The organism is Rhodococcus baikonurensis (assembly GCF_040489275.1).
Taxonomy (GTDB): Bacteria; Actinomycetota; Actinomycetes; order Mycobacteriales; family Mycobacteriaceae; genus Rhodococcus_F; species Rhodococcus_F baikonurensis.
Genome location: NZ_JBEUOQ010000001.1, coordinates 1 through 20,747, shown reverse-complemented (window position 1 = coordinate 20,747; position 20,747 = coordinate 1). Strand labels below are relative to the sequence as shown.

Genomic DNA, 20,747 nt, shown 5'->3' with positions numbered 1-20,747 from the left:
TGAAAACTGTGTTGAGAGAAAGGTATCGAGGCCGTGTTGCGCGACTATTGCGCAATCGGTATATCTTTTTCGGCAAGCAGGCCGGTGTCGGTCGGCAGAGTGGCGATCACGGTATCGAGTCGGCGATGATGGATTTCGGATGCAGTCAGGAGCGCGGTCGCGTCCCGACGCAGGAATGCGTCCAGCATCGCTGTGTGATCGGAGTGCAGTACCTGCCGGTCGACGCCGGCAACATGGACCATCGGCTGAACCGGTTCGGTGATGTTCCAGGCAGCTTCGAACATGTGCAGAAGTCGAAGCATCTGCGACGGTCGGGTCAGTGCGAGGTGAAAGTTGCGGCTCTCGCAGTGATAGGACTGAGAGTCGTCGTAGCGCAACGCGATCTCCAGACGGGAGTTCACCTCGACGGCGTGTTCGTGATCCTCTTCGGTGGCCTGCTCGACGGCGACGGCCAATGCAGCTGATTCGAGGGTTTCACGGACGATGTACATCTCATGTAGCTCCGCCGGCGTCAACTGCGCGACGGTGTAGCCGAATTGGTGGCGGTGGTCGACCAACGACTCTCCGACCAGGGTTTTCAGCGATTCCCGCACAGGTATTCGACTGACACCGAACACATCAGCCACGTCGCCGAGAGGAATCGGGGTACCCGGAGGCGCCGAACCCGACAGAATTACTCGCCGCAGTTCGTCGAGGATCGCTTGTTGTGGACTACCGGGAGCATCGATTACCAGTTGCGTCAGCAGTACCGATCTACGGCGCGGCGGCATGTCGGTCTCCCTTCTCCTCGCTGCCAGGGTAGGAATCCGTTGTTTCGGGCGCATGACACCGGCATGGCCGTCGTGAATCGCATCCGTGAGGTGCGGGCAGTCGACTGCGACAACGAAGCTCGAGTGAGCACTGCTCAGGTCGACGAACGCGGGGGTAGCGTTGATTTGTAGTGGTTGGCAGAAAGCGAGTCGGTCGATGGCATCCGTTGTGCGCGCAGAAGCCGACCAGAGAGTTGTCGGCAACTTGCCCTTGGAGCTGACAAGTTTCGTCGGCCGACGGCGTGAGTTGGCCGAAGCCAGAAGATTGTTCGAGTCGTCCCGTTTATTGACGCTCACCGGCATCGGCGGTGTGGGCAAGACGCGGCTCGCGATCCGACTCGCGAGTGCGCTCCAGCGGGTGTTCCGGGACGGCGCGTGGTTGGTGGAGTTGGGCGACCAGACGGATCCCGAACTTCTCGAGGATCATGTCGCCGTGATTTTGGGTGTGAGGCCGGTGTCCTCGTCGGACCCGCTGCACACTGTGACCGACTATTGCGCCGATCGCAGTCTGCTGTTGGTACTCGACAACTGCGAACATCTTGTCGATGCCGTCGCTTCGTTCGTCGGTGCGATCCTACGGCGATGTGCCGGCGTCAAGATCTTGGCGACGAGCCGAGAATCGCTGGGTATAGGTGGTGAGGTGACGATGCGCGTTCCCTCGCTCACCACACCGCAGCAACAGCCGCGCGAATTCGAGGGACTTGCCCAGTACGAATCCGTGTCGCTGTTCACCGAGCGTGCGGCTTCTGTCGTGCCAGGTTTCACCCTCACCGAGGAGAACAAGCGCGCCGTTGCTCATATCTGTCACGACCTGGATGGACTCCCACTCCCGATCGAGTTGGCGGCCGCTCGCCTGCGCGGAATGTCGGCGGAGCAGATCATGGATCGGCTCTCGGATCGTTACCGCCTTTTGACTTCCGGTGGACGTGGTGTACCGAGTCGCCAGCAGACCCTCCGATTGTCGATCGATTGGAGCTACGACTTGTGCTCACCTCCGGAGCAGCAGTTGTGGGGTCGGCTGACCGTATTTTCCGGCGGGTTCGAACTGGACGCGGCCGAAGGCGTATGCGGGCAGGATTCGAGTTCGACCGAGGTGCTCGATCTCGTCACTGCGTTGGTCGAGAAGTCCATCCTCATTCGTGAGGAGGTCGACGGCACTGTTCGCTATCACCTGCTAGACCTCCTGCGGGAGTACGGACGCGAGAAGGCCGAGATCTCGAGTGATTTCGTGGAACTTCGACGGCGTCACCGTGATTGGTTCGAAGCGCTGGTCGTTCGTGCGGAAGCCGAGTGGATCAGTGACCGGCAAGCGGCGTGGATGGCAAGGCTGGGTCGTGAACAGCGCAACGTCAACGACGCGTTGGAATTCTCGATCTCCACTGCGGGAGAGGCGCGATCTGCAACGCGAATGGTCGGTGCGTTGTACAGATTCTGGCTTGCAAGTGGATTGCTTGTGCAGGCGCGCTATTGGACGGATCGAGCCCTGAATACAGCGGATCGGGAGCTGGACCCGTTCCGAGTGGATGTCTTGGCCATCGACGCCGTGAATCACGCGATGCAGGGTGAGCTCGAACGGGCAGAAGAGCTGGTCGACGAGAGTTGGCGCCTGGCGAACGCCTTGGCGGACGTACGCTCACGCGGTCTGGCGGCATGGGGTGACGGATACGTCGATACATTCGGGGGCAACTTCGATACCGCTACAGCCAAGCTGGAATCCGCGTTGACGCTGTTTCGACTCGACGAAAATCTGCTGCATGTGGTGATCGGCCTGGACACTCTGGGGATCGCATACTTCCTTTCGGGGGCCCTCGATCGCTCTGTGGAGTGCAACGAAGAGACTCTCGCGATCACCGTGCCCGCCCACGAAGTGATGTTCCAGGCTTTTGCGCTGGGAACTCTCGGGATCGTCGGCTGGCTCCGAGGTGAATTAGAAGGCGCACGTGACTATTTGACTCGAAGTCTGAGAATTCTCGATGCCCCGATGAACTCGGCGTGGTGTATCGAACCGTTGGCCTGGATTGCTGCAGCGCAACGTGATTGGAAGCATGCAGCGGTTCTGCTCGGCGCGGCGTCCATGTATTGGCAGAAGCTCGGGGGACGGCTGGCGGGCCTGCCGGGTTTGTCAACTCATCACGACAGCGCGGCAGACGCTGCACGCAAGGCTATGGGTGATGATGCTTTCGACGCCTCGTTTCGCAACGGGTTTGCGATGTCCGAGGGTGAAGCTGTCGCGTATGCGCTCGACAAGCGTTCCAGTGCGACGACCGCATCGTCGACAGAAGGACCTCACCTCACTCGCCGAGAGCAGCAAGTTGCGGAACTGGTTGCTCAGGGACTGACCAACCGCGCCATCGCGGAGCACTTGGTCATCTCGCTGCGGACCGCTCAGGGTCATGTGGAACACGTGCTGACAAAACTGGGATTCACTTCCAGAGCACAGATCGCGGCGTGGTTCGTCTCGACCGCGCAGGAGACCGATTCCCGAGGCTGAAACCGTGGGCAGCGGTGCGCTTCTCCGGGTGCAGTTCGCGGGGGTAGCGTTGGTGTGGAGTGGAATCGCAGAAAGCGAGTCGGTCGATGGCATCCGCTGTGCGTGCAGAAGCCGATCATCGGATTGTCGGCAACTTGCCGTTGGAGCTGACGAGTTTCGTCGGCCGACGGCGTGAGTTGGCCGATGCCAGAAGATTGTTCGAGTCGTCCCGTTTGTTGACGCTGACCGGCGTTGGGGGAGTGGGTAAGACACGCCTTGCGATCAGACTCGCGGGTGCGCTGCAACGCGTGTTCAGCGGCGGAACCTGGTTGGTGGAGTTGGGCGAGCTGTCGGATCCGGACCTGCTCGAGGACCATGTCGCCCTGACGTTGGGGGTGCGGCCGGTCTCGTCGTCGGATTCGCTGCACGCCGTGATCGACTACTGCGCCGATCGGAGTCTGCTGTTGGTGCTCGACAACTGTGAGCACTTGGTGGATTCGGTTGCCCGCTTGTGCGGGGCGATCTTGCGTCGCTGCGCCGGGGTGAAAATCTTGGCGACGAGCCGCGAGTCGCTGGGGATGGGCGGTGAGGTGACGATGCGTGTTCCCTCGCTCACGACGCCAGCTCTTCGGGGCCCGAACGGGTCCACCGGGCTGGCCCAGTACGAATCCGTTCTGTTGTTCACAGAACGAGCCGCAGCGGTGGTACCAGGATTTGCGCTGACCGAGGAGAACAGGCATACCGTTGCCCGCATCTGCCAAGACCTGGACGGACTGCCGTTGCCGATCGAACTGGCAGCTGCCCGTCTGCGGGGTATGTCTGCGGAGCAGATCATGAACCGGCTCTCGGATCGGTACCGTCTCCTCACCAATGGCGGACGAGACGTGCCCAGTCGTCAGCAGACCCTTCGATTGTCGATCGATTGGAGCTATGACCTCTGTTCGCTACCGGAGCAGCGGTTGTGGGGGAGGTTGTCGGTCTTTTCGGGTGGGTTCGATCTCGACGCGGCGGAGGGGGTGTGCGGGCAGGATTCGAGTTCGACGGAAACACTCGATCTCGTCACTGGTTTGGTCGAGAAGTCCATCCTCATTCGTGAGGAGATCGACGGCTCCGTTCGATACCACCTTCTCGATCTGCTCCGGGAGTACGGGCGTGAAAAGTTGGATTCAACGGGGGAGCAGCTCGATCTGCCTCGCCGACACCGTGATTGGTTCGAAGGCCTTGTCATCCGTGCAGAATCCGACTGGATCAGTAGCGGGCAGGCGTCGTGGGCAGCGCGGCTCGGTCGAGAACAACACAATCTGTACGATGCGCTGGAATATTCGATTTCCACCGTTGGTGAGGCGCGGTCTGCGACTCGTATGTTCGCCGCGTGGTACAGATTCTTGTTGTCCGACGGATTGATCGGCCAGTTGCGATATTGGGCTGATCGAACACTGAATGCCGCGGATTCCGAGCCTGACATGTTTCGGGTGGATGTCCTGTGCGTGGACGCCGCGGCGCATGCGATGCAGGGCGATCTCGTTCGCGCCCGCGAACTGATCGACGAGGGACGGCGACTTGCCGAGGCTCTGGGAGGTGTGCGCTCGCGAGCTCTGACGGCGTGGGCGGGCGGGTACGTCGACACATGCGCGGGTGAATTGGACAATGCCACAGCGAAGTTGGAATCTGCCGTGACGTTGTTTCGGCTCGACGAAAATCTGCAGTACGTGGTGATCAGTTTGGATACCCTCGGCCTCGCCTACATTCTTACGGGTGCGCTGGAGCGGTCGGCGGAGTGTTTCGACGAGTGTCTCGAGATTACCGAGCCACTGCGCGAAGTGACGTATCAGGCCCACGCGTTGGGGTTTCTCGGACTCATTGCTTGGCTTCGGGGCGACTTCGCGCGCACGAGTGAGTATTTGACGCGAAGTTTGCGAATTGACAGCTCGTCGATGAACGCGGCGTGGTGCATCGAACCGCTTGCATGGACGGCTGTGGCACAACGTGATTGGAAGCATGGAGCGGTTCTTCTCGGTGCCGCAGCGATGTACTGGCAGAAGATCGGGCAACCTCTCACCGGATTCTCGCGATTGTCGAGCTACCGCGAGAATGCCATGGATAGTTCTCGAAAGGCTTTGGGTGACAGCGCCTTCGATAGAGAGTTTCACCGAGGAATCGTCATGACCGAGGGTGAAGCCGTCGCCTATGCGCTCGACGAGCGTCGCAGTGCTTCAGCTTCACTGTCGACGGAGGCGATCCGACTGACCCGTCGTGAGCAGCAAGTTGCGGAACTGGTGGCTCAGGGCCTCACCAACCGCGCTATCGCCGAGCATCTCGTCATTTCGCCACGGACGGCGCAGGGGCATGTGGAGAACGTGCTGACGAAATTGGGATTCACCTCCAGAGCGCAGATCGCGGCGTGGGTGGTATCGACTGCGCAGGAGAATGATTCGCAGCAGATCAAAGCTTCAGAAGGCCGGAGTTGACGTCCGATTGCACTGCGCCTCGGTCGTCGCCGCACAGGCAGAACACCGGATAGCGCTTACCCGCTTCTCGCCGTTGAAACGACACTCGCAGCGGTCCGGGCGCATCCGTGCGTGGGGATTGCGTGAGTAACGTGTACAGCCACGGTCCCTCGTCCAATTCGACGATGGCGAGAACCGTCGTCGGATCGCCGTGAACCGTTCGCCAGGACACGACAGTGCCGTCTCCGCAGCACCGCGCTACGTCCAATCGCACCCCGCGGCATCTGGTGCAGACGGCACTGGCGGGGGAGAGGATGGCGTCGCATTCCGCGCAATGGGGGAGTGTCAAGCATTCGGATCGTGACGAGCGGGCCGAATGTCGTTGCGATCCAAGCCGTTTTGTCAAGCTGACGTGAAACATGTCAGTAACGGCGGGCGAGGTAGTACGGCATCGAGTCCACGGGTGCGCGTTTGACCGACTCGCCCGATGTCGGGGCGTGAACGACGTCACCGCCGCCGGCATAGATCCCGACATGTTCCCCGCCGTAGTACAGGACCACGTCACCGGGCTGGAGTTCGTCCCGGGAAACCGGAGCTCCGCCGACAGCCTGGTCGTAGGTAGTTCGTGGAATCGAAACGCCCGCTTGTGCATAGGCCCACTGCACGAGGCCGGAGCAGTCGAACGAGTCCGGTCCGGTTGCGCCCCAGACGTACGGGGCGCCGATCTTGGACTGTGCGGCTGCCAATGCGCGGCCTCCGTCCGAGGAAACGAAACCCGACACCTTTGCCGGATTCGTGGCGACGGAAACTTCGCCTGTGTTCCAGTTCGGAAGCAAGGGGGCCTGAGCGTTTGCGGTGTCGATGCTCACGGCAAGGGTTGTGAGCGAAAGAGCGCCGATGACAAGCGCCCTTCCGAGTGCGTTCTTCGTCGTGCGGGGGCTGGTGAATCGGTGGTGCGACATTTCTCGTGTTGCCTTCGCGTCGGTGCGTCCCGAAGCAGGTATCGGCTGAGCGTGATCGGGCTTCGGCTTGTGACACACAGCCTGGTGTCGCCTCGACGTGTTCGCGCCGGTCAGGTGGACGGGGTGCATACCTGTTTTCGAATGGCGTGTCGGCAGGTGTGACGTCTCGAGAAAGGGCAGAAGTAAGAAGTAGGTATCGGTGCGGGTACTACGGTCGTCGCCGCACCGCGGGCGCACGGCAATATCGAGTTCGGTACTTCACCCGAGGAAAAACCACCTCTGAACTGGACCGAGCCGATCGACACTTCGAAGGTTATGCGGCGTGGATGACGCGGTTTCTGGACGCCGCCGGAGTTACCGGCCCGGTGACCGTCGTCGGGCATTCGTTCGGCGGCGGTGTGGCGACAGCACTCGCGCGGGACTTCCCCGTGCGATTTGCGCGCTTGGTTCTGGTGAACTCGGTTGGTGGCGTTCTGTTCGACCATGCGGATTGCGCAGTGACCAGGCGGCCGGCGATCGTGTGCGGCGTGGCGACCTCGCCGGTACGCAGCGGGTCGGGAAATGCGCTCACGAAACGGTGCCTAGCTGGATTCGGCGGTCGTTCTGTACTCTCGCAGTCATGCAACAGCGGAGCACTGGAACGGTGACACGGTCACTGTTGCTTCTTCTGCTGCCGTTCATCGCGCTTCTCGCAGTGCCTCCGCTTGGATCGTCGGGCAGCGCCGCGGTGCTGGGAACTGCGATTGCCGTCTTCGTGGTCGCAGCGCTCGCCACCTCGTCGAAGTACGAACTTCTGCAACTGTGTGCGGTTGCGGCCACCGGCCCGTCGGATGACGAGCGCTGCCTGCGTGGTGCCTTCCGTAGGCAGAGCAGTCCGGACGCGCCCGGTCGTCCGCAACCTCGAGCACCCGGAATCGGTCTGTAGATCGGCCGTCGGCGGGAGTGAACTCGCCGTAGGTCGGTCAGACGTCTTGCGTCCACGACCATTCCCGCGCTCTCGATTGCCGGAGCGTGCCTCTCGGTGAGGTTTTATTCGTCATGCTCGATTTTGTCTACTACCCCGTGTCCGGAATCCTCTGGTTCTGGCACAAGGTCTTCTCACTGATCTCCGGATCACCCGACAACGGCGTCGTATGGGCGCTGTCGGTCGTGTTTCTGGTCTTCACGCTCAAGGCCTTGCTGTTCAAACCATTCGTCAAGCAAGTCCGCACCCAACTCGTGATGCAGAAACTGCAACCGCAGATCAAGGCATTGCAGAAGAAGTATTCGGGCGACCGGCAGAAGCTCACTGTCGAGATGGCAAAGCTGCAGAAGGAACACAACTACAGCCCGTTGCTCGGATGCCTGCCGATGCTCGTTCAGGCACCGGTGTTCATTGGTCTCTATCACGTCCTGCGATCATTCAATCGAACCGGAGCGGCATCCCACGTCCCGTTTCTGAGCCCGACCGAGCCCATGTCGGTGGCGGACAACGCGAACACTGCCAACTACTTCTTCAGCGCCTCGGACGTGCAGTCGTTTCTCGACGCCAAACTGTTCGGCGCGCCGTTGTCCGCCATGATTTCGAGTCCGGCAGCACAACTGGAGGCGTTCGGCGACGTCAGCCGAATCTCCATCATTCTGGTTGCCGTACCGCTGATGATCTTCGCGGCCGTCGCTACGCATTTCACGTCGCGGGCGTCCATCGCACGTCAGGTGGACACCGGAACCGTCAACCCCCAGACGGCAATCATGAACAAACTTGCGCTGTGGGTATTTCCGATCGGTGTGGTTGCGTTCGGCGCTTTCGCCCCTGTTGCGATCCTGCTCTATTTCGTGAGCAACAACTGCTGGACGTTGGGACAACAGCATTTCGTCTACGGACGCATCGCGGCGGAGCAGAAGGAGGCCGAATTGTCGCCGACATCCTCGACGGCCGCGACCCAGGCGCCCCGAAGGGCCGCCGCACCGTTACCGGGAGCAAAGCCGATCCGGACCAAGCGCAAGCGATGACCGGAAAATCGCCCCTCCCTACCGACGAGTAAGGCACGTACGCTGGAAAGCATGACCAAATGGACCGCAGAAGACGTAGTCGATCAGACCGGCCGCACATTTGTCGTCACGGGGGCGAACAGCGGACTGGGTGAGGTAGTCGCACGAGCGCTGGGCAAAGCCGGGGCAGACGTGGTCCTCGCCTGTCGGGACACCACGAAGGCCGACGTCGTAGCCGCCGAGATCGGGTCAAACGCGGTAGTGCGTAAGTTGGACCTGTCCGATCTGTCGTCGGTACGAGCTTTCGCCGACGCAACGGACAAGGTCGACGTCCTGGTGAACAACGCCGGCGTTATGGCCGTTCCGTTCCGCCGGACGGTCGACGGTTTCGAAATGCAGATCGGCACAAATCATCTCGGGCACTTCGCCTTGACCGGTCTGTTGAAGGACAAACTCACCGACCGGGTCGTGACCATGTCCAGTGCCCTGCATCAGCTTGGAACTGTCGATCTCGACGATCTCAATTTCGAACGTCGAAAGTACAACCGCTGGTTGGCCTACGGGCAGTCCAAGCTCGCCAATCTGTTGTTCACGTACGAACTTCAGCGCAGGCTCGCAGCTTCGGGATCTCCGCTCAAAGCGCTCGCTTCGCATCCGGGATATGCGTCGACGAACCTGCAGGGGCATACCGAGTCGATCCAGGACAAGCTGATGGGGATAGGTAATTCGATCTTCGCTCAGTCCGCGGAGATGGGTGCGCTTCCCGAACTGTGGGCGGCCACTGCGCCGGATGCTTTCGGCGGCAGTTACATCGGACCGGACGGTCCGTTCGAGCAGCGCGGGTATCCGAAGGTCGTGGGGTCGAACAAGAAGTCTCACGATACGAGGACCGCCGCGGGCTTGTGGAATTTGTCGGAGAAGTTGACCGGAGTCTCGTACGGGATCTGATTCGGATATGAAGGTGGCCGCGAACTTCGAGAAGTTCGCGGCCACCTTCACATCTGTTCGAGCTACATGCTGTTCGGGTTACAGCGTGACAACCATCTTGCCGGTGTTCGCACCGCGCATCAGGTCGATGAAGGCTTGTGGTGCATTCTCCAGGCCTTCGACGATGGTCTCGTCCCACTGAATCTTGTTGTCGGCGAGCCACCCTGCCATGTGGGTGCGGAATTCGCCGCCGAGGTGGCGGTAGCCGCCCACGAGGAATCCGCGCAGCGTGAGCTGCTTGCCGATCACCAATGCCAGATTGTGGGGAGCGGTGGGCTTGTCAGTGGTGTTGTACTGAGCGATGGCCCCACACAAGGCAATCCGGCCACCCTGGTTCATGGCGTCGATGGCGGCTTCGAGGTGCTCGCCACCGACGTTGTCGAAGTACACGTCGATGCCGTCAGGCGCCGCGGCGGCCAGAAGTTCGGTGATCGGGCCGTCGTGATAGTCGAACGCCGCGTCGAATCCGAGTTCGAGAAGTCGGGCAACCTTCGCCGGTGAACCGGCGCTGCCGATCACTCGCTTCGCGCCGAGCAACTTGGCGATCTGACCGACGAGCGATCCGACGGCACCTGCTGCGCCGGAGACGAATACGGTGTCGCCTTCCTTGAATTCCGCGACTGCGGTGAGGCCGGCATACGCAGTGAGGCCGGTCATGCCGAGGGCGCCCAGGTAGGCCGTCGCCGGCGCGATGGACGTGTCGGCCGGAGTCACTGCGGATCCGTCGAGAATGGCGTATTCACGCCACCCCAGGCCGTGGACGACAACGTCGCCCACAGCGCGATCAGCCGACTTGGATTCGACGACCTCGCCGACAGCGCCACCGTCGAGCGCCGCGCCGACCTGGAACGGCGGAAGGTAGGACTTCACGTCGTTCATCCGGCCGCGCATGTACGGGTCGACGGAGATGGCGATGTTGCGGACCAGGATCTGGCCGTCTTCGAGTTCGGGGAGTTCGACTTCGGCGGTGGCGAAGTTCTCCGAGGTGGGCCAACCGCTCGGGCGTGATGCGAGGCGGATTTCCCGGCTTACAGTGGTGGTGCTCATTCGTCGTCCTTACTTACTTCGAGGGTGACCTCGATGTTGCCGCGAGTTGCGTTGGAGTACGGGCACACCTGGTGTGCCTTCTCCGTCAGCTCGACGGCCTGGTCATGGGGCAGATGGGGGAGTGAAACCTCCAGCGTCACAGCAAGTCCGAAACCGCCTGCGCCGTTCGGGCCGATGCCGACCCGCGCGCCGACTGCGGAATCAGCCACGTTGGCCTTCTCGGCGCGGGCGACCATCTGCAGAGCGGAGTGGAAGCACGCTGCGTATCCGGCGGCAAAGAGCTGCTCGGGGTTGGTGCCCTCGCCGCTGCCACCCATTTCCTTGGGAATGGCGAGGCCGAGGTCGAGGCGTCCGTCCGAGGTGCGAGCGTGACCGTTGCGGCCTTCGCCGGTGGCAAGTGCTTCTGCGGTGTAGACGATGTTCATGACTTCTTCTTTCCGTCGGAGTGGGCATTGGATGCTTGAAGTGACTCGCCGAGGCGGGTGAGAACGTCTCGGAGTTCGGTCAGTTCGTCGTTACTCAGACCAGTGGCGCCCGCGAGCTTGGCCGGGATGTCCTCGGCCTTGCTGCGCAGGGTGGAACCGGACTCGGTCAGGTGGATCTCGACGCGACGCTCGTCGGTGGTGAGGCGTCGACGTTCGATGAAACCCAGACCCTCCAACCGTTTGAGCAGCGGCGACAGGGTTCCGGTATCCAGATCGAGGGCCTCACAGATTTCGCGCACCCCGCGGCCGTCTCGTTCCCAGAGTGTCAACAGGACGAGGTACTGGGGATACGTGATCCCCAGGTCGTCGAGCATCGCTCGGTACGCAGCCGTGGTGGCCCGCGACGCCGAATAGAGGGCGAAGCAGACCTGGCGTTCGAGGGCGAGTGGGTTGGTCACGAGAACAACTGTAGCGCACAGTTAAGTTGTGCACAACAAAGAAGTGTCAAATATATGCGGCTGTAGCTCTACGGAGCCGACAGGATCTCGGAGACACTCGCGAGGAAGGTGTGCACCGTCCGAGCCGCTGGCGCGGGAAAGCGGGTGCGAAGTGCCAGACCGTCGTGGGTGCGCGAGAACCAGAACTGAACGTCGTCGGCATTCGACACGCGACTGAGTTGCTGCGGATTGATCGGCGCAGGCTGTGATTCGCGGGACTCTGATTTGCGGGGGCGAGATCCACCGGGCATGGTTCGGTAGTCGGCGTAGGAGACCGAGAAGATGTCTCGGCGAGTGGGCGAAACCTCGGGCCCCAAGCTCCGCAACACCTGTCGCGAGGACACGGACGACAGTGAAAGTGACTCGTGGAAAGCGAGATTGACTGCCCGAGCAGTGCTGTGAAGATTTTCCATGCTCGTCACGGTGATGGGCGCATTGGCCACCAGCCATCCGAAGGTGTGGTTGTGCCGCGGTTCCCGACGTGTGTGGACCGGAAACAGCAGGTGTGTGTCCCTCTTGCCGGTCAATTGTGTTGTGGCCAAACCGATCGACGCAAGAATCGCGCCGAAAGGCGAGTGTCGATGATCGGCGCAGTTCTGGTCGAAGAGCTCTGCTTCGTCGGCGTCGAGGAGCATTCGGGTGTCGGTGCCCTGGGGTGACATCGTTCCGGCGGGTAGTCCCAGATCTACGGGAAAATGGGGAGTGTCACCTCCGCATGATCGAAGGAAGGACCGCCAACCCGCAATGCGGTGGTCGCCGGGATCTGGATCCGCTGTTGCCGATTCGCGGAAGCAGTAGTTGAGGAAACTTCCGGGCTCCGGCAATAGATCCGACGCGATCGGAACACGTTCCGCCCGAGTGTATTCGCGATACAGAGTGCTGATCTCGGTGATGGCGATGCTCATGGACCAGCCGTCGCAGATGGCATGGTCGAACCCGCAGATCACTGTCGACTGGTCGTCGCGGGTGATGGCACCGAGAAAGTACGCGGGAAACGCAAAAGGATTGCACCATCGATCCAGGCGCTCGCCCAAGAGTTCTCGCACCTGTTCCGGCGTTCGTGCGTCCGCCACGGTTTCCTCACGGAGGCGCAGGTCGCCGATATCGGCGACGTCGACGAACAGTGCCGAGGATTCACCCGGTACTTCGGCCTGGGAGAACGAGCACGACAGGGCGTCGTGGCGGGACGTCCATTCCTCGAAGCTGGCTCTGAGTGCGTCCGTGTCGATGGGGCCGGGGACGTCGAAAGTGGCAGCGAGCCACGTCGTATCGCCGCGGCTCCCGGCAAGATGCAGCTGCTGATTCGAGGTCGGAGGAACCGGATACGTCGATCCGGTGGAGATTTCGCTCGGAGTCCACTGCAGGATGCGCCCCGGCCGTGCCTCGAACCTGTCGAGAAAGGTTATGTGCATCAGGCGGTCTCCACTTCCTGACGTACATCCGCCTGACGAACGACACGGTAGTCGCCGGTATCGGCGACCGTTCTCAGGACGTTGCGGAGGTGTCGAAGGTACCGATCCACCGATGTGTGTGCTTGCTCGGTATCGGGAAAACTGACCATCACGTACGTACGGTCTTCCTTCCTGTTGATCCACATCGACAGATCACCCGTCGTTCCTGGCCCACCCAGTGCGCGCGCGTCGAGTTCGTCGTGGTGCTCGGCACCTGGAATCAGGCGCATGTCGATGTACGACACCATCGGCGGGACCGAGGTTCCGCCGATGTCGGATCCGGTCAACTTCGACACCTGGGCGATCACCGAGTGAATGGACACGTCCGCGAGTCCCTTCACTGCTGCGCGAGCAGCGTGGGCAAGGGGGAGTGCATCGGTGAAGCTCGTAACATCACTCAGCGTGAACGAGACCGGGACGAGGTTGATGAACCAGCCTTGCGCGTAGAGGTATCTCGGATCGGAGCGGGTACCGACTGCGTTGAGCGCGAAGTAGTTCGCTCTGTCGGCAACTTCGATCTCGGTGAGGGCGAGGGCTGCGAAGATCCCCGTGGAGAAGCCGACGCCATGGGACTTGCACAGCGCTGCGAACGCGGCTGACTCGTCGCTGTCGAGAACGTCGATGTGTGTGCGGGTCGACCGGGTCTGTTCGCCCCGCGCGACGCCGAGGTCGAGGGGGAACGTCGGGAGTTGTCCGGCATTGGCCGCGAGAATCGAAATCCACTGCTGCACAGGGGCTGCAGCCAGATCAAGGCTTCCTGCCGAGGCCCGCTCTTCGCCGCTGTACTCGACGTAGCTGCCGGGAGAGGGAAGTTGAGCGTCGATGCCGGCGCTTTCGGCGATGTACAACGCACGAAGTTCTTCGACGCCCAGCATCAGCGACAGGCCGTCGGTGTGCGAGTGATCGACGCCGTAGTAGACGGTGAAGCCGGCGCCGTGCTCGACGGCGCCACTGATGAACGAGGGCCACTGCAGTGGGCTGGTATCGCCGGCGAAACTTCGGCTGACATGCTCGCGAACCGCATCGGTCGTGTGCAGAGAACCGACGCTGTGCGGCGTGAGTTCGATCGTCGATGCATCCACCACGTGACGGTCGATGACCCCGCTCCCGTCGGGATCTTCGGATGGTCTGACCTCGAACCAACTGTGCAGTGTGTTGTGCCGCAGGACAAACGCCTGGACCGCCCGACGCAGTGCTTCCCGATCGAGATCACCGGGCAGAGTGAACGTGAATCCGATCCACGGTGACCAGTCGACGCCTTGTGCACGCTTGTGATCGGCGGTTCGAATGTGTCCTTCTTGTAGGAACGAGAGCGGTTGGTCGCTCCGCGGTGCCCCGGATGCCGCCGCCAGGGACTGTTCAGTAGGCCTGAACTCGGTGAGCGTCCCGGCTTTCGGTGCCCAGAGATCGATGGGTGTCATTTCCATGAGAGTTCTCCTCGATCGGTGCAGCGGTGTTGGTCGGAGGTGCGAATGTGTCGGTCGAGAAGGCAAAGTCCTCCATTTCGCGGCGTAGGAGTCCCGCGAAGTGATGGATGTGGCGGCTGGTGCGCGCGTTGCCCGGGTGGCGTATGGCCAGATTGAGCCCTTCGGGAGTCCGTGTGAGCCAGATGTAGACGTCGGTCCCCGAATGATCGCGACTACGAAGGCCTCTGGTCTGCCAGCTCGTCCATTGCTCGGCACCAGGAACGTGACGAACGTCCATGTAGGAGAGCACGAACGGCAGGTGATGCGGGGAGTCGATCAGCTCGCACACTCTCGAATACGGCAGGGCCGCCGCGGGTCGGACGCGTCGTATCTCCACACCGGCAAGCTGGGCCAGATCGTTCACCGTTGCGGCGGGGGCAATCGGAATCCTCACCGGCACAACACCGATGAACCATCCCAGCGACGCAGCCCATCGAAGCTCCGAACGCGTGTGTTGCGGCACGACGACGCGGAATTCGTCTGCGCCGGTGAGATCTCCGGTCACCTTGGCTGCGCACGCGAGTATCGCGGCAAGGAAACCTTGGTTGCTGCGCTTGCTCGCTTCTGCCAGGCGTTCGGCGCCCCGGGCGCTCAGAAGCCAAGCGGACAGGCTCTGTTGAGGGACGCGGCGTCCGACGACCGGTTCGGGTAGCGATGGAAAGTACGGAGCCTCGCCCTGCGCGTAGAACTCGCGCCACGTCTGCACCGCCGGGTGATAGCAGTCCGCGTGTTCCACGAGATCTCGTTCCCTGGTGCCGAAGTCGATGTAGCTTCCGGTCGCCGGCGGTGAGGGATGACTTCCCTCGCTCAGCGAACGGTAGATCGTCTGCAGTTCGTGCGCGGTCAACGCCACCGAGTATCCGTCCAGCAGAGCATGATCAGCGGCAAAAACCACGGTGAAGTGGTTGGGACCTTCAATCGTCGCGAACTGATACGCAGGCCAGACAAGTGGATCGGTCGATCGGTCGAGCAGTTGCTGCAGATGTGTGAAGACGGACATCGAGGACGCAAGATGTCCGACGTCGTTACCCAAAATCCGGACGTCCCCACGCCCCGCGGTGCGTCGGACTATCGCTTCGGCCTCCACGGCGACGTGTGTTCGGAGCACTTCGTGGCGATCGATCCAGTGATCGAGAGCGGCTGCCCAGATCCTTCGGTCGAGTCTGTCGTGGATGCGAAACGAGGTACCCAGCCACGACGGAGCGCACCCGTCGATCTTGTAGCGCTCCTGCCGTTTCATCTGCTCGGCATGTTTCAGATGTGCTTCGTGGATGTAGCTGGCGGGGCGCTGGTCGACAGGCCACTGCGAGGGCGGATTCACCGCGCCGGGAGTCCACTCGGTGACGGTCCCGGGTGGTAGGGGATAGTCGGCAAGTTCCGTGAATTCCATTGGGAAACCTGATCTCTCGAGATGGCGAAAGGTGGGGATCGTGAACGGGGCGGATGTTTGTAACCGAGAGTGACAGATGATTAGTCAAGGCAAGTAGAACGCGACCTGAGACTCCGCGCAACTGCTTCGAGGCGAGATGTGACGAGGAACATTCCGCTCGTTATTTCGGACAATTCGAATACTGGACATCCGGTTTACGGCCCTGGTCACCTGTCAGTTGATCGATCAATCACTCTGTGGTGAAACAAATTTCAATAGGCGTTGTGAATTCCGTCGGATGGCGAAGAATGTGCGTATGCGAATGCCGGAATATGTTTGTGTGTAGCAATTTTCGTACGGATTCGGCTGTATCTCTTTCAACGACAACAGGGTTCGTGTACGGCCATCGTGCCCCTTCGGTGTGCGGATTGTTCACCGAGTATTGACATGCTCGGCATCTGCCGGTCGTATGCGGACGGTAGTTGTAAGCGATGACTGATCCGATGGAATACGACCTGGTTGTGATCGGCTCCGGCCCGGGCGGGCAGAAGGCTGCCATCGCGGCCGCCAAGCTGGGTAAACGCGTGGCGATGGTCGAGAAGGGCAACATGCTCGGGGGAGTGTGCGTCAACACCGGCACCATTCCGTCGAAGACGTTGCGCGAGGCGGTTCTCTACCTCACCGGGATGAACCAACGCGAACTGTACGGCGCGAGTTACCGCGTCAAGGAGAACATCACTCCGGCCGACCTGCTGGCGCGAACCCAGCATGTCATCACCAAGGAAATCGAAGTCGTGCGATCTCAACTCCTGCGCAACCGCGTCGAATTGTTGGTAGGGGTCGGCTCGTTCGTCGACGAGCACACCATCCTCGTCGAGGACGCCTCGCGCGGAGACAAGATGACGATCACGGCGAAATTCGTGGTGATCGCGACCGGAACGTTGCCTGCCCGCCCGGCGGGGGTGTCCTTCGACAGCCACCGTGTGCTCGACTCCGACGGAATTCTCGATCTGACCTCCATCCCGACCACCATGGTCGTGGTGGGCGCGGGAGTGATCGGTATCGAGTACGCGTCGATGTTCGCGGCACTCGGCACCAAGGTCACCGTCGTCGAGAAGAGAACGTCGATGCTGGACTTCTGCGACCCCGAGGTCATCGAATCGCTTCGGTTCCATCTGCGCGATCTGGCGGTCACTTTCCGATTCGGTGAGGAAGTGACGGCCGTAGACGTCGGAGCGAACGGAACACTTACGACGCTGCGCAGCGGCAAGCAGATTCCCGCCGAGACCGTGATGTACTCGGCTGGACGGCAAGGCCTCACGGCGCCGCTCGCGCTGGAGAACGCGGGGCTCGAAGCCGACGAACGCGGCCGTATCTACGTCGACGACAATTTTCGCACAAAGGTCGAACACATCTACGCCGTCGGTGACGTCATCGGCTTCCCGGCGTTGGCGGCGACGTCGATGGATCAAGGTCGACTCGCGGCCTACCATGCCTTCGACGAACCAGGCGCGAAGCTGATGGATCTGCAGCCGATCGGCATCTACTCGATTCCCGAGGTGTCGTACGTAGGCGCGACCGAGGTCGATCTGACCAAGGAATCGGTGCCGTACGAGGTCGGGGTTTCCCGATACCGTGAACTCGCGCGCGGGCAGATCGCAGGCGACACCTACGGGATGCTCAAGATCCTGGTGTCGACGGATGACCTGAAACTGCTCGGTGTTCATATCTTCGGCTCGGGTGCAACGGATCTCGTGCACATCGGCCAAGCGGTGATGGGGTGCGGCGGGACTGTCGAATACCTTGTCGACGCCGTCTTCAACTATCCGACACTGTCCGAGGCGTACAAGGTGGCGGCGCTCGACGTGATGAACAAGATCAGGGCTCTCAAGCAATTCCACTAGGGGTCGGTGTGTCCCCAGGTACCGGTCAGGGTCGGTCGGTGTACTTCTCGGGTAGCACTTGTTCGAATACCTGAGGGTGATGTCAGGCCTGGGGAAATAGGGCAGGGTCTATCCCTATGACCATTGCCCTGGAACTTCGTGTGGAATTTCGATGCTGATCGGACTGATTGCCGCGATCGTGGCATGCGTCGGATACGGCGTTGCATCGGTGCTGCAGGCGTACGGTGCGCGCAAGTCGGCAGCTGCCGCCGAGCAGCGAGGCGAGGCCGGACACGTGACGGCGTCGGGTGGCCCGACCCTGCGTTCGACCTTCGCCGCCGCGCTGACTGCATCGTTCATCCTGGGCACCGTGCTCGATGCGGTCGGATTCGCCGGTAGTGCCATCTCCGCGCGCCTCATTCCACTGTTCTTGTCGCAGACTGTGGTCAGCGCCAATCTCGTCATCACGGCAGTGCTGGGGACCGTGGTCCTGGGCATCCAGTTGCGTCGTCGTGACTGGTTCGCGATCGCCGCGGTGATCGGATCGCTCCTGCTGCTCGGATTGTCGTCGGGTCACGCGGGCGGCGGGAGTTCCAACGACGCCGTCCACTGGGGTGTCCTCGTGGGCTCGGCGTTGATCTTGTCGATCGGCATCGGCTTGATCCGATGGTTGGGCTCACGGGCAGCAGTTGTCGCCGGGTTGATCTCGGGTGTGCTGTTCGGCTGTCTGGCCATTGCCGTACGCGTGGTCTACGGAATCGATCCGTTCGAAATCGGCACGATGCTCCGCGATCCGGCCGGCTGGGCAATCCTCGTCTCGGGTCTGGGCGGTTTCTATCTGCACACGGTCGCGTTGCAACTGGGATCCGTCAACGGCGCGACAGCGGCTCTGGTTGTCGGCGAGACGGTGGTTCCGGGAATCGTCGGCGTCGTGGTTCTCGGCGACGCGTCGCGACCGGGCCTTGAATGGCTTGCCGTCGTCGGCTTCATCGGAGCGATCGCTGGCGCCGTCGCCGTGGCTGTCTTCGGCGCGGCGAGCCACGAGGAGAAACCCGCCGAAGAAGTGACCGTCTGATGTGGCGGAACTCGAGTGGTTCGTAGTTCTTTCGAGCTAATACTTTTGGCGGATACTGTTTTTCGTTCGAACTTCTGCACGGCATTTTTTTCAACCGTTCGACGAATCTGCAACAGCAGGTTCGAATGAACCTGCGTCGCTGTTCGGTCGGTCCAGCGGTAACGGAAACCGCATTTTCGCAGATAGTTCTCATGCGCGACCGATGCCTCGCATACGTTGTGCGGTCACAGTCGCCGGGTCGTAGACCGGAGGAAAGTAATGAGCAGCTTGGACATTCAACGTTGGTCGAACGACTTCACAGCCCTCACCAAGCTCATTTCGGAAGGTATCGAGAAGTTTGTTCTTCAATTCCTTTCCAGCTGAAGTGATCTGAGCTCGTGCCTGGTGTGGAGTTTTTGATCTCTACCGCGGTTCGGGGCGGAATCGTGATGAAGGCGAGGTCCTTACCGGGGCTAGTAGGGCCGGTCCGGGCCGAGCACGTAGGCGAACACGTACGTAACTGCGGCGATTACCGCCAGTACGGCCAGAGGCGTCGGGAACCCTGCGTCATCTCGCACCGGGTCACCTGAAGCGATGACGGGCGCCATGAATAGCGGGATCATCACGGCGACGCCTGTGACCGCGCCGGTCAGCGCGGCCACGCACAGTTCCTTGTCGATCCAGCTCATGAATCAACTAGAACACAGGCCCACTCGCAAGACCCTGAAGCAAAGAGAATTCAGGGGTTGAAGAACTGGAGTCGGCGTTGCAGGCGAGCTATCGACGGGTCCCCGATCGTGCGCCGGCCATGGGTACGGGCTTGGCTCGGGGTCATCCCGTAGAAGTCTTTGAACGCGCGCGCCAATTGGGATGTCGACGTGAAGCCGCATCGCCGGGCCAACGCTTCGATCGTTTCGTTCGGCGTTTCGGCTTTGGTCAACTCGCGGTAGACGAGTTCGAGGCGCTTCCGTCGTATGACAAGAGCGATCCCCCCGTCGGATGCGAATGCGCGGTAGAGCTGTGCTCGCGAGACCGACAGGGCCCCACACATCGATGTCGGGCCGAGCCAGCTCTCCGAGAGATGTTCGGCGATGTAGGTGTAGGCGCGATCTCGGAGGGAGCGATCGGGCCGCGGCGACAGGTCAGGCTCGGCGATACCCAAACTGACACGAAGCAGGGACGCCACGACGTCCTCGTAACCGGTTGCTGCGCCGGGATCGAGGTGCGGTAGCGCGAGTACGACCGATTGCATGCACTGAGCGAGCACCACGGCAGGAACTCCGCGCAGTACCGTCCCGTGGAGAGAGCGACCCTTCGACTCCGCCTCGACGAGGGAGCGCGGTGCGAGAAGCGTGATGGTGCGCCCTGTCGATTCGGCCTCCGCGTCGGCGGTCCATGTACGCCCGAGGTCGAAGAATGTGACATCTCCTGGACGTGCGACGAAATCGACTCCGTCGGCGTTGCCGCTCAGCTGCCCGTCGAGGACGACCTGGACCATGTATTGATCGTCGAGTCCGCTCTCGGCGATCAGCCGGTTGTTTCGGGTGTACTTCTGCGCGTTGAAGGTTGTTCGACCGATCAACGAGGACCCGATGGGAAGTGCTGAGATCGACCCTTCGAGAGGCGTGTCGGGGTCAATCCGGTCGGTGACGAAGAACGGACGTGTCGCGCTGCGCCAGAAGTCGTCGGCCTCCTCCGGATCAACCGATCGAGTCGACACGCGGATGCGGGCGGAATTCATCGACACGCGGGCATGATATGTCAGATCCCGCAGGTCGCAGTCACTCTTCCGCAAATAGTCGTCAATAGTGACCTACTGATCAGGTGCCGGGTTCTGAGGTGTCGAGTTTTCGGTGGGGTTGGACGCAGCACGTGGCGGAGCGGACCCAGGCGGGCGGCGCTGGCGCCC

The 20,747-nt window shown here is 61.5% G+C and carries 19 protein-coding genes; 8 read left to right on the top strand and 11 right to left on the bottom strand.

The genetic code is table 11. The annotated features are described in order from the left end of the window. Positions 1 to 44 precede the first annotated feature (44 nt). Positions 45 to 770 carry a GntR family transcriptional regulator gene (locus tag ABWI03_RS00095; RefSeq protein WP_166809268.1) on the bottom strand — a complete coding sequence of 242 codons (726 nt, stop codon included), beginning with the start codon at positions 768 to 770 and terminating at the stop codon, positions 45 to 47. Between the two features lie 196 nt (positions 771 to 966). Here ABWI03_RS00095 and ABWI03_RS00090 point away from each other — a divergent pair, with 196 nt between their 5' ends. Then, positions 967 to 3,300 carry an ATP-binding protein gene (locus tag ABWI03_RS00090; RefSeq protein ID WP_298777271.1) on the top strand — a complete coding sequence of 778 codons (2,334 nt, stop codon included), beginning with the start codon at positions 967 to 969 and terminating at the stop codon, positions 3,298 to 3,300. Between the two features lie 86 nt (positions 3,301 to 3,386). Further along, a complete protein-coding gene (locus ABWI03_RS00085) occupies positions 3,387 to 5,747 on the top strand; it encodes an ATP-binding protein (protein ID WP_298777272.1) in 2,361 nt (786 codons plus the stop codon). Here ABWI03_RS00085 and ABWI03_RS00080 read toward each other — a convergent pair. Further along, positions 5,722 to 5,958, bottom strand: coding sequence for a PhlB family protein (locus tag ABWI03_RS00080; protein WP_298777273.1), 237 nt, complete (start codon positions 5,956 to 5,958; stop codon positions 5,722 to 5,724). The two genes, ABWI03_RS00085 and ABWI03_RS00080, sit on opposite strands and share 26 nt — an antisense overlap. Before the next feature lie 190 nt (positions 5,959 to 6,148). Continuing rightward, complete coding sequence (locus tag ABWI03_RS00075) at positions 6,149 to 6,625, bottom strand: C40 family peptidase (protein ID WP_435054177.1); 477 nt, start codon at positions 6,623 to 6,625, stop codon at positions 6,149 to 6,151. Positions 6,626 to 6,693: 68 nt separating this feature from the next. Here ABWI03_RS00075 and ABWI03_RS00070 point away from each other — a divergent pair, with 68 nt between their 5' ends. From ABWI03_RS00070 to ABWI03_RS00055, 4 genes are all read left to right on the top strand, one after another. Next, positions 6,694 to 7,335, top strand: coding sequence for an alpha/beta fold hydrolase (locus ABWI03_RS00070; RefSeq protein ID WP_353802430.1), 642 nt, complete (start codon positions 6,694 to 6,696; stop codon positions 7,333 to 7,335). Next, positions 7,308 to 7,613: a DUF6412 domain-containing protein gene (locus ABWI03_RS00065; RefSeq protein ID WP_206028806.1), complete on the top strand. Its 306-nt coding sequence runs from the start codon at positions 7,308 to 7,310 to the stop codon at positions 7,611 to 7,613. Before ABWI03_RS00070 ends, ABWI03_RS00065 begins: the two co-directional genes overlap by 28 nt. Before the next feature lie 113 nt (positions 7,614 to 7,726). Next, positions 7,727 to 8,680 (top strand): membrane protein insertase YidC, encoded by a 954-nt coding sequence (gene yidC, locus ABWI03_RS00060; protein ID WP_166809272.1) that lies wholly within the window; start codon positions 7,727 to 7,729, stop codon positions 8,678 to 8,680. A gap of 51 nt (positions 8,681 to 8,731) precedes the next feature. After that, the gene (locus ABWI03_RS00055; RefSeq protein WP_095968726.1) at positions 8,732 to 9,607 is read left to right on the top strand and encodes an oxidoreductase; all 876 of its coding nucleotides are present in this window, start codon (positions 8,732 to 8,734) and stop codon (positions 9,605 to 9,607) included. 78 nt (positions 9,608 to 9,685) lie between these two features. Here the strand turns inward: ABWI03_RS00055 and ABWI03_RS00050 are convergent, their stop codons facing one another. The 6 genes from ABWI03_RS00050 to ABWI03_RS00025 form a co-directional block, all read right to left on the bottom strand. Continuing rightward, positions 9,686 to 10,693 carry an NADP-dependent oxidoreductase gene (locus tag ABWI03_RS00050; RefSeq protein ID WP_095968727.1) on the bottom strand — a complete coding sequence of 336 codons (1,008 nt, stop codon included), beginning with the start codon at positions 10,691 to 10,693 and terminating at the stop codon, positions 9,686 to 9,688. Next, positions 10,690 to 11,118, bottom strand: a complete 429-nt coding sequence (locus ABWI03_RS00045) for an organic hydroperoxide resistance protein (RefSeq protein ID WP_003939720.1) — start codon at positions 11,116 to 11,118, stop codon at positions 10,690 to 10,692. Before ABWI03_RS00045 ends, ABWI03_RS00050 begins: the two co-directional genes overlap by 4 nt. Continuing rightward, positions 11,115 to 11,576 (bottom strand): MarR family winged helix-turn-helix transcriptional regulator, encoded by a 462-nt coding sequence (locus tag ABWI03_RS00040; protein WP_095968728.1) that lies wholly within the window; start codon positions 11,574 to 11,576, stop codon positions 11,115 to 11,117. Before ABWI03_RS00040 ends, ABWI03_RS00045 begins: the two co-directional genes overlap by 4 nt. 68 nt (positions 11,577 to 11,644) lie before the next feature. Then, a complete protein-coding gene (locus ABWI03_RS00035; RefSeq protein WP_235170176.1) occupies positions 11,645 to 13,027 on the bottom strand; it encodes a condensation domain-containing protein in 1,383 nt (460 codons plus the stop codon). Then, entirely contained in the window at positions 13,027 to 14,493 is a 1,467-nt protein-coding gene (locus tag ABWI03_RS00030) for a condensation domain-containing protein (RefSeq protein ID WP_235170175.1), read from the bottom strand. The genes ABWI03_RS00035 and ABWI03_RS00030 overlap by 1 nt, the downstream gene beginning before the upstream one ends. Next, complete coding sequence (locus ABWI03_RS00025; RefSeq protein WP_298777276.1) at positions 14,426 to 15,922, bottom strand: condensation domain-containing protein; 1,497 nt, start codon at positions 15,920 to 15,922, stop codon at positions 14,426 to 14,428. The genes ABWI03_RS00030 and ABWI03_RS00025 overlap by 68 nt, the downstream gene beginning before the upstream one ends. 470 nt (positions 15,923 to 16,392) lie before the next feature. Here ABWI03_RS00025 and sthA point away from each other — a divergent pair, with 470 nt between their 5' ends. Beyond that, positions 16,393 to 17,805, top strand: coding sequence for a Si-specific NAD(P)(+) transhydrogenase (sthA, locus tag ABWI03_RS00020; protein ID WP_007733953.1), 1,413 nt, complete (start codon positions 16,393 to 16,395; stop codon positions 17,803 to 17,805). Positions 17,806 to 17,956: 151 nt separating this feature from the next. Beyond that, positions 17,957 to 18,859 (top strand): hypothetical protein, encoded by a 903-nt coding sequence (locus ABWI03_RS00015; protein WP_298777277.1) that lies wholly within the window; start codon positions 17,957 to 17,959, stop codon positions 18,857 to 18,859. Positions 18,860 to 19,311: 452 nt separating this feature from the next. Here the strand turns inward: ABWI03_RS00015 and ABWI03_RS00010 are convergent, their stop codons facing one another. Together ABWI03_RS00010 and ABWI03_RS00005 are read right to left on the bottom strand one after the other, a co-directional pair. Next, on the bottom strand, positions 19,312 to 19,527 hold the full coding sequence (locus tag ABWI03_RS00010) for a hypothetical protein (RefSeq protein WP_298777278.1): 216 nt from the start codon (positions 19,525 to 19,527) through the stop codon (positions 19,312 to 19,314). 50 nt (positions 19,528 to 19,577) lie between these two features. Then, positions 19,578 to 20,579 carry a helix-turn-helix domain-containing protein gene (locus ABWI03_RS00005; protein WP_235172342.1) on the bottom strand — a complete coding sequence of 334 codons (1,002 nt, stop codon included), beginning with the start codon at positions 20,577 to 20,579 and terminating at the stop codon, positions 19,578 to 19,580. Positions 20,580 to 20,747: the final 168 nt, after the last annotated feature.

Bases quoted from the DNA above. Each gene is read 5' to 3' on its own strand.
- ABWI03_RS00030 (WP_235170175.1), bottom strand. From the start codon at position 14,493: ATGGAAATGACACCCATCGATCTCTGGGCACCGAAAGCCGGGACGCTC.
- ABWI03_RS00065 (WP_206028806.1), top strand. From the start codon at position 7,308: ATGCAACAGCGGAGCACTGGAACGGTGACACGGTCACTGTTGCTTCTT.
- ABWI03_RS00010 (WP_298777278.1), bottom strand. From the start codon at position 19,527: ATGAGCTGGATCGACAAGGAACTGTGCGTGGCCGCGCTGACCGGCGCG.
- ABWI03_RS00035 (WP_235170176.1), bottom strand. From the start codon at position 13,027: ATGCACATAACCTTTCTCGACAGGTTCGAGGCACGGCCGGGGCGCATC.
- yidC (WP_166809272.1), top strand. From the start codon at position 7,727: ATGCTCGATTTTGTCTACTACCCCGTGTCCGGAATCCTCTGGTTCTGG.
- ABWI03_RS00025 (WP_298777276.1), bottom strand. From the start codon at position 15,922: ATGGAATTCACGGAACTTGCCGACTATCCCCTACCACCCGGGACCGTC.
- ABWI03_RS00015 (WP_298777277.1), top strand. From the start codon at position 17,957: ATGCTGATCGGACTGATTGCCGCGATCGTGGCATGCGTCGGATACGGC.
- ABWI03_RS00090 (WP_298777271.1), top strand. From the start codon at position 967: ATGGCATCCGTTGTGCGCGCAGAAGCCGACCAGAGAGTTGTCGGCAAC.
- ABWI03_RS00055 (WP_095968726.1), top strand. From the start codon at position 8,732: ATGACCAAATGGACCGCAGAAGACGTAGTCGATCAGACCGGCCGCACA.
- ABWI03_RS00085 (WP_298777272.1), top strand. From the start codon at position 3,387: ATGGCATCCGCTGTGCGTGCAGAAGCCGATCATCGGATTGTCGGCAAC.
- ABWI03_RS00095 (WP_166809268.1), bottom strand. From the start codon at position 770: ATGCCGCCGCGCCGTAGATCGGTACTGCTGACGCAACTGGTAATCGAT.
- ABWI03_RS00050 (WP_095968727.1), bottom strand. From the start codon at position 10,693: ATGAGCACCACCACTGTAAGCCGGGAAATCCGCCTCGCATCACGCCCG.
- ABWI03_RS00045 (WP_003939720.1), bottom strand. From the start codon at position 11,118: ATGAACATCGTCTACACCGCAGAAGCACTTGCCACCGGCGAAGGCCGC.
- ABWI03_RS00005 (WP_235172342.1), bottom strand. From the start codon at position 20,579: ATGAATTCCGCCCGCATCCGCGTGTCGACTCGATCGGTTGATCCGGAG.
- sthA (WP_007733953.1), top strand. From the start codon at position 16,393: ATGACTGATCCGATGGAATACGACCTGGTTGTGATCGGCTCCGGCCCG.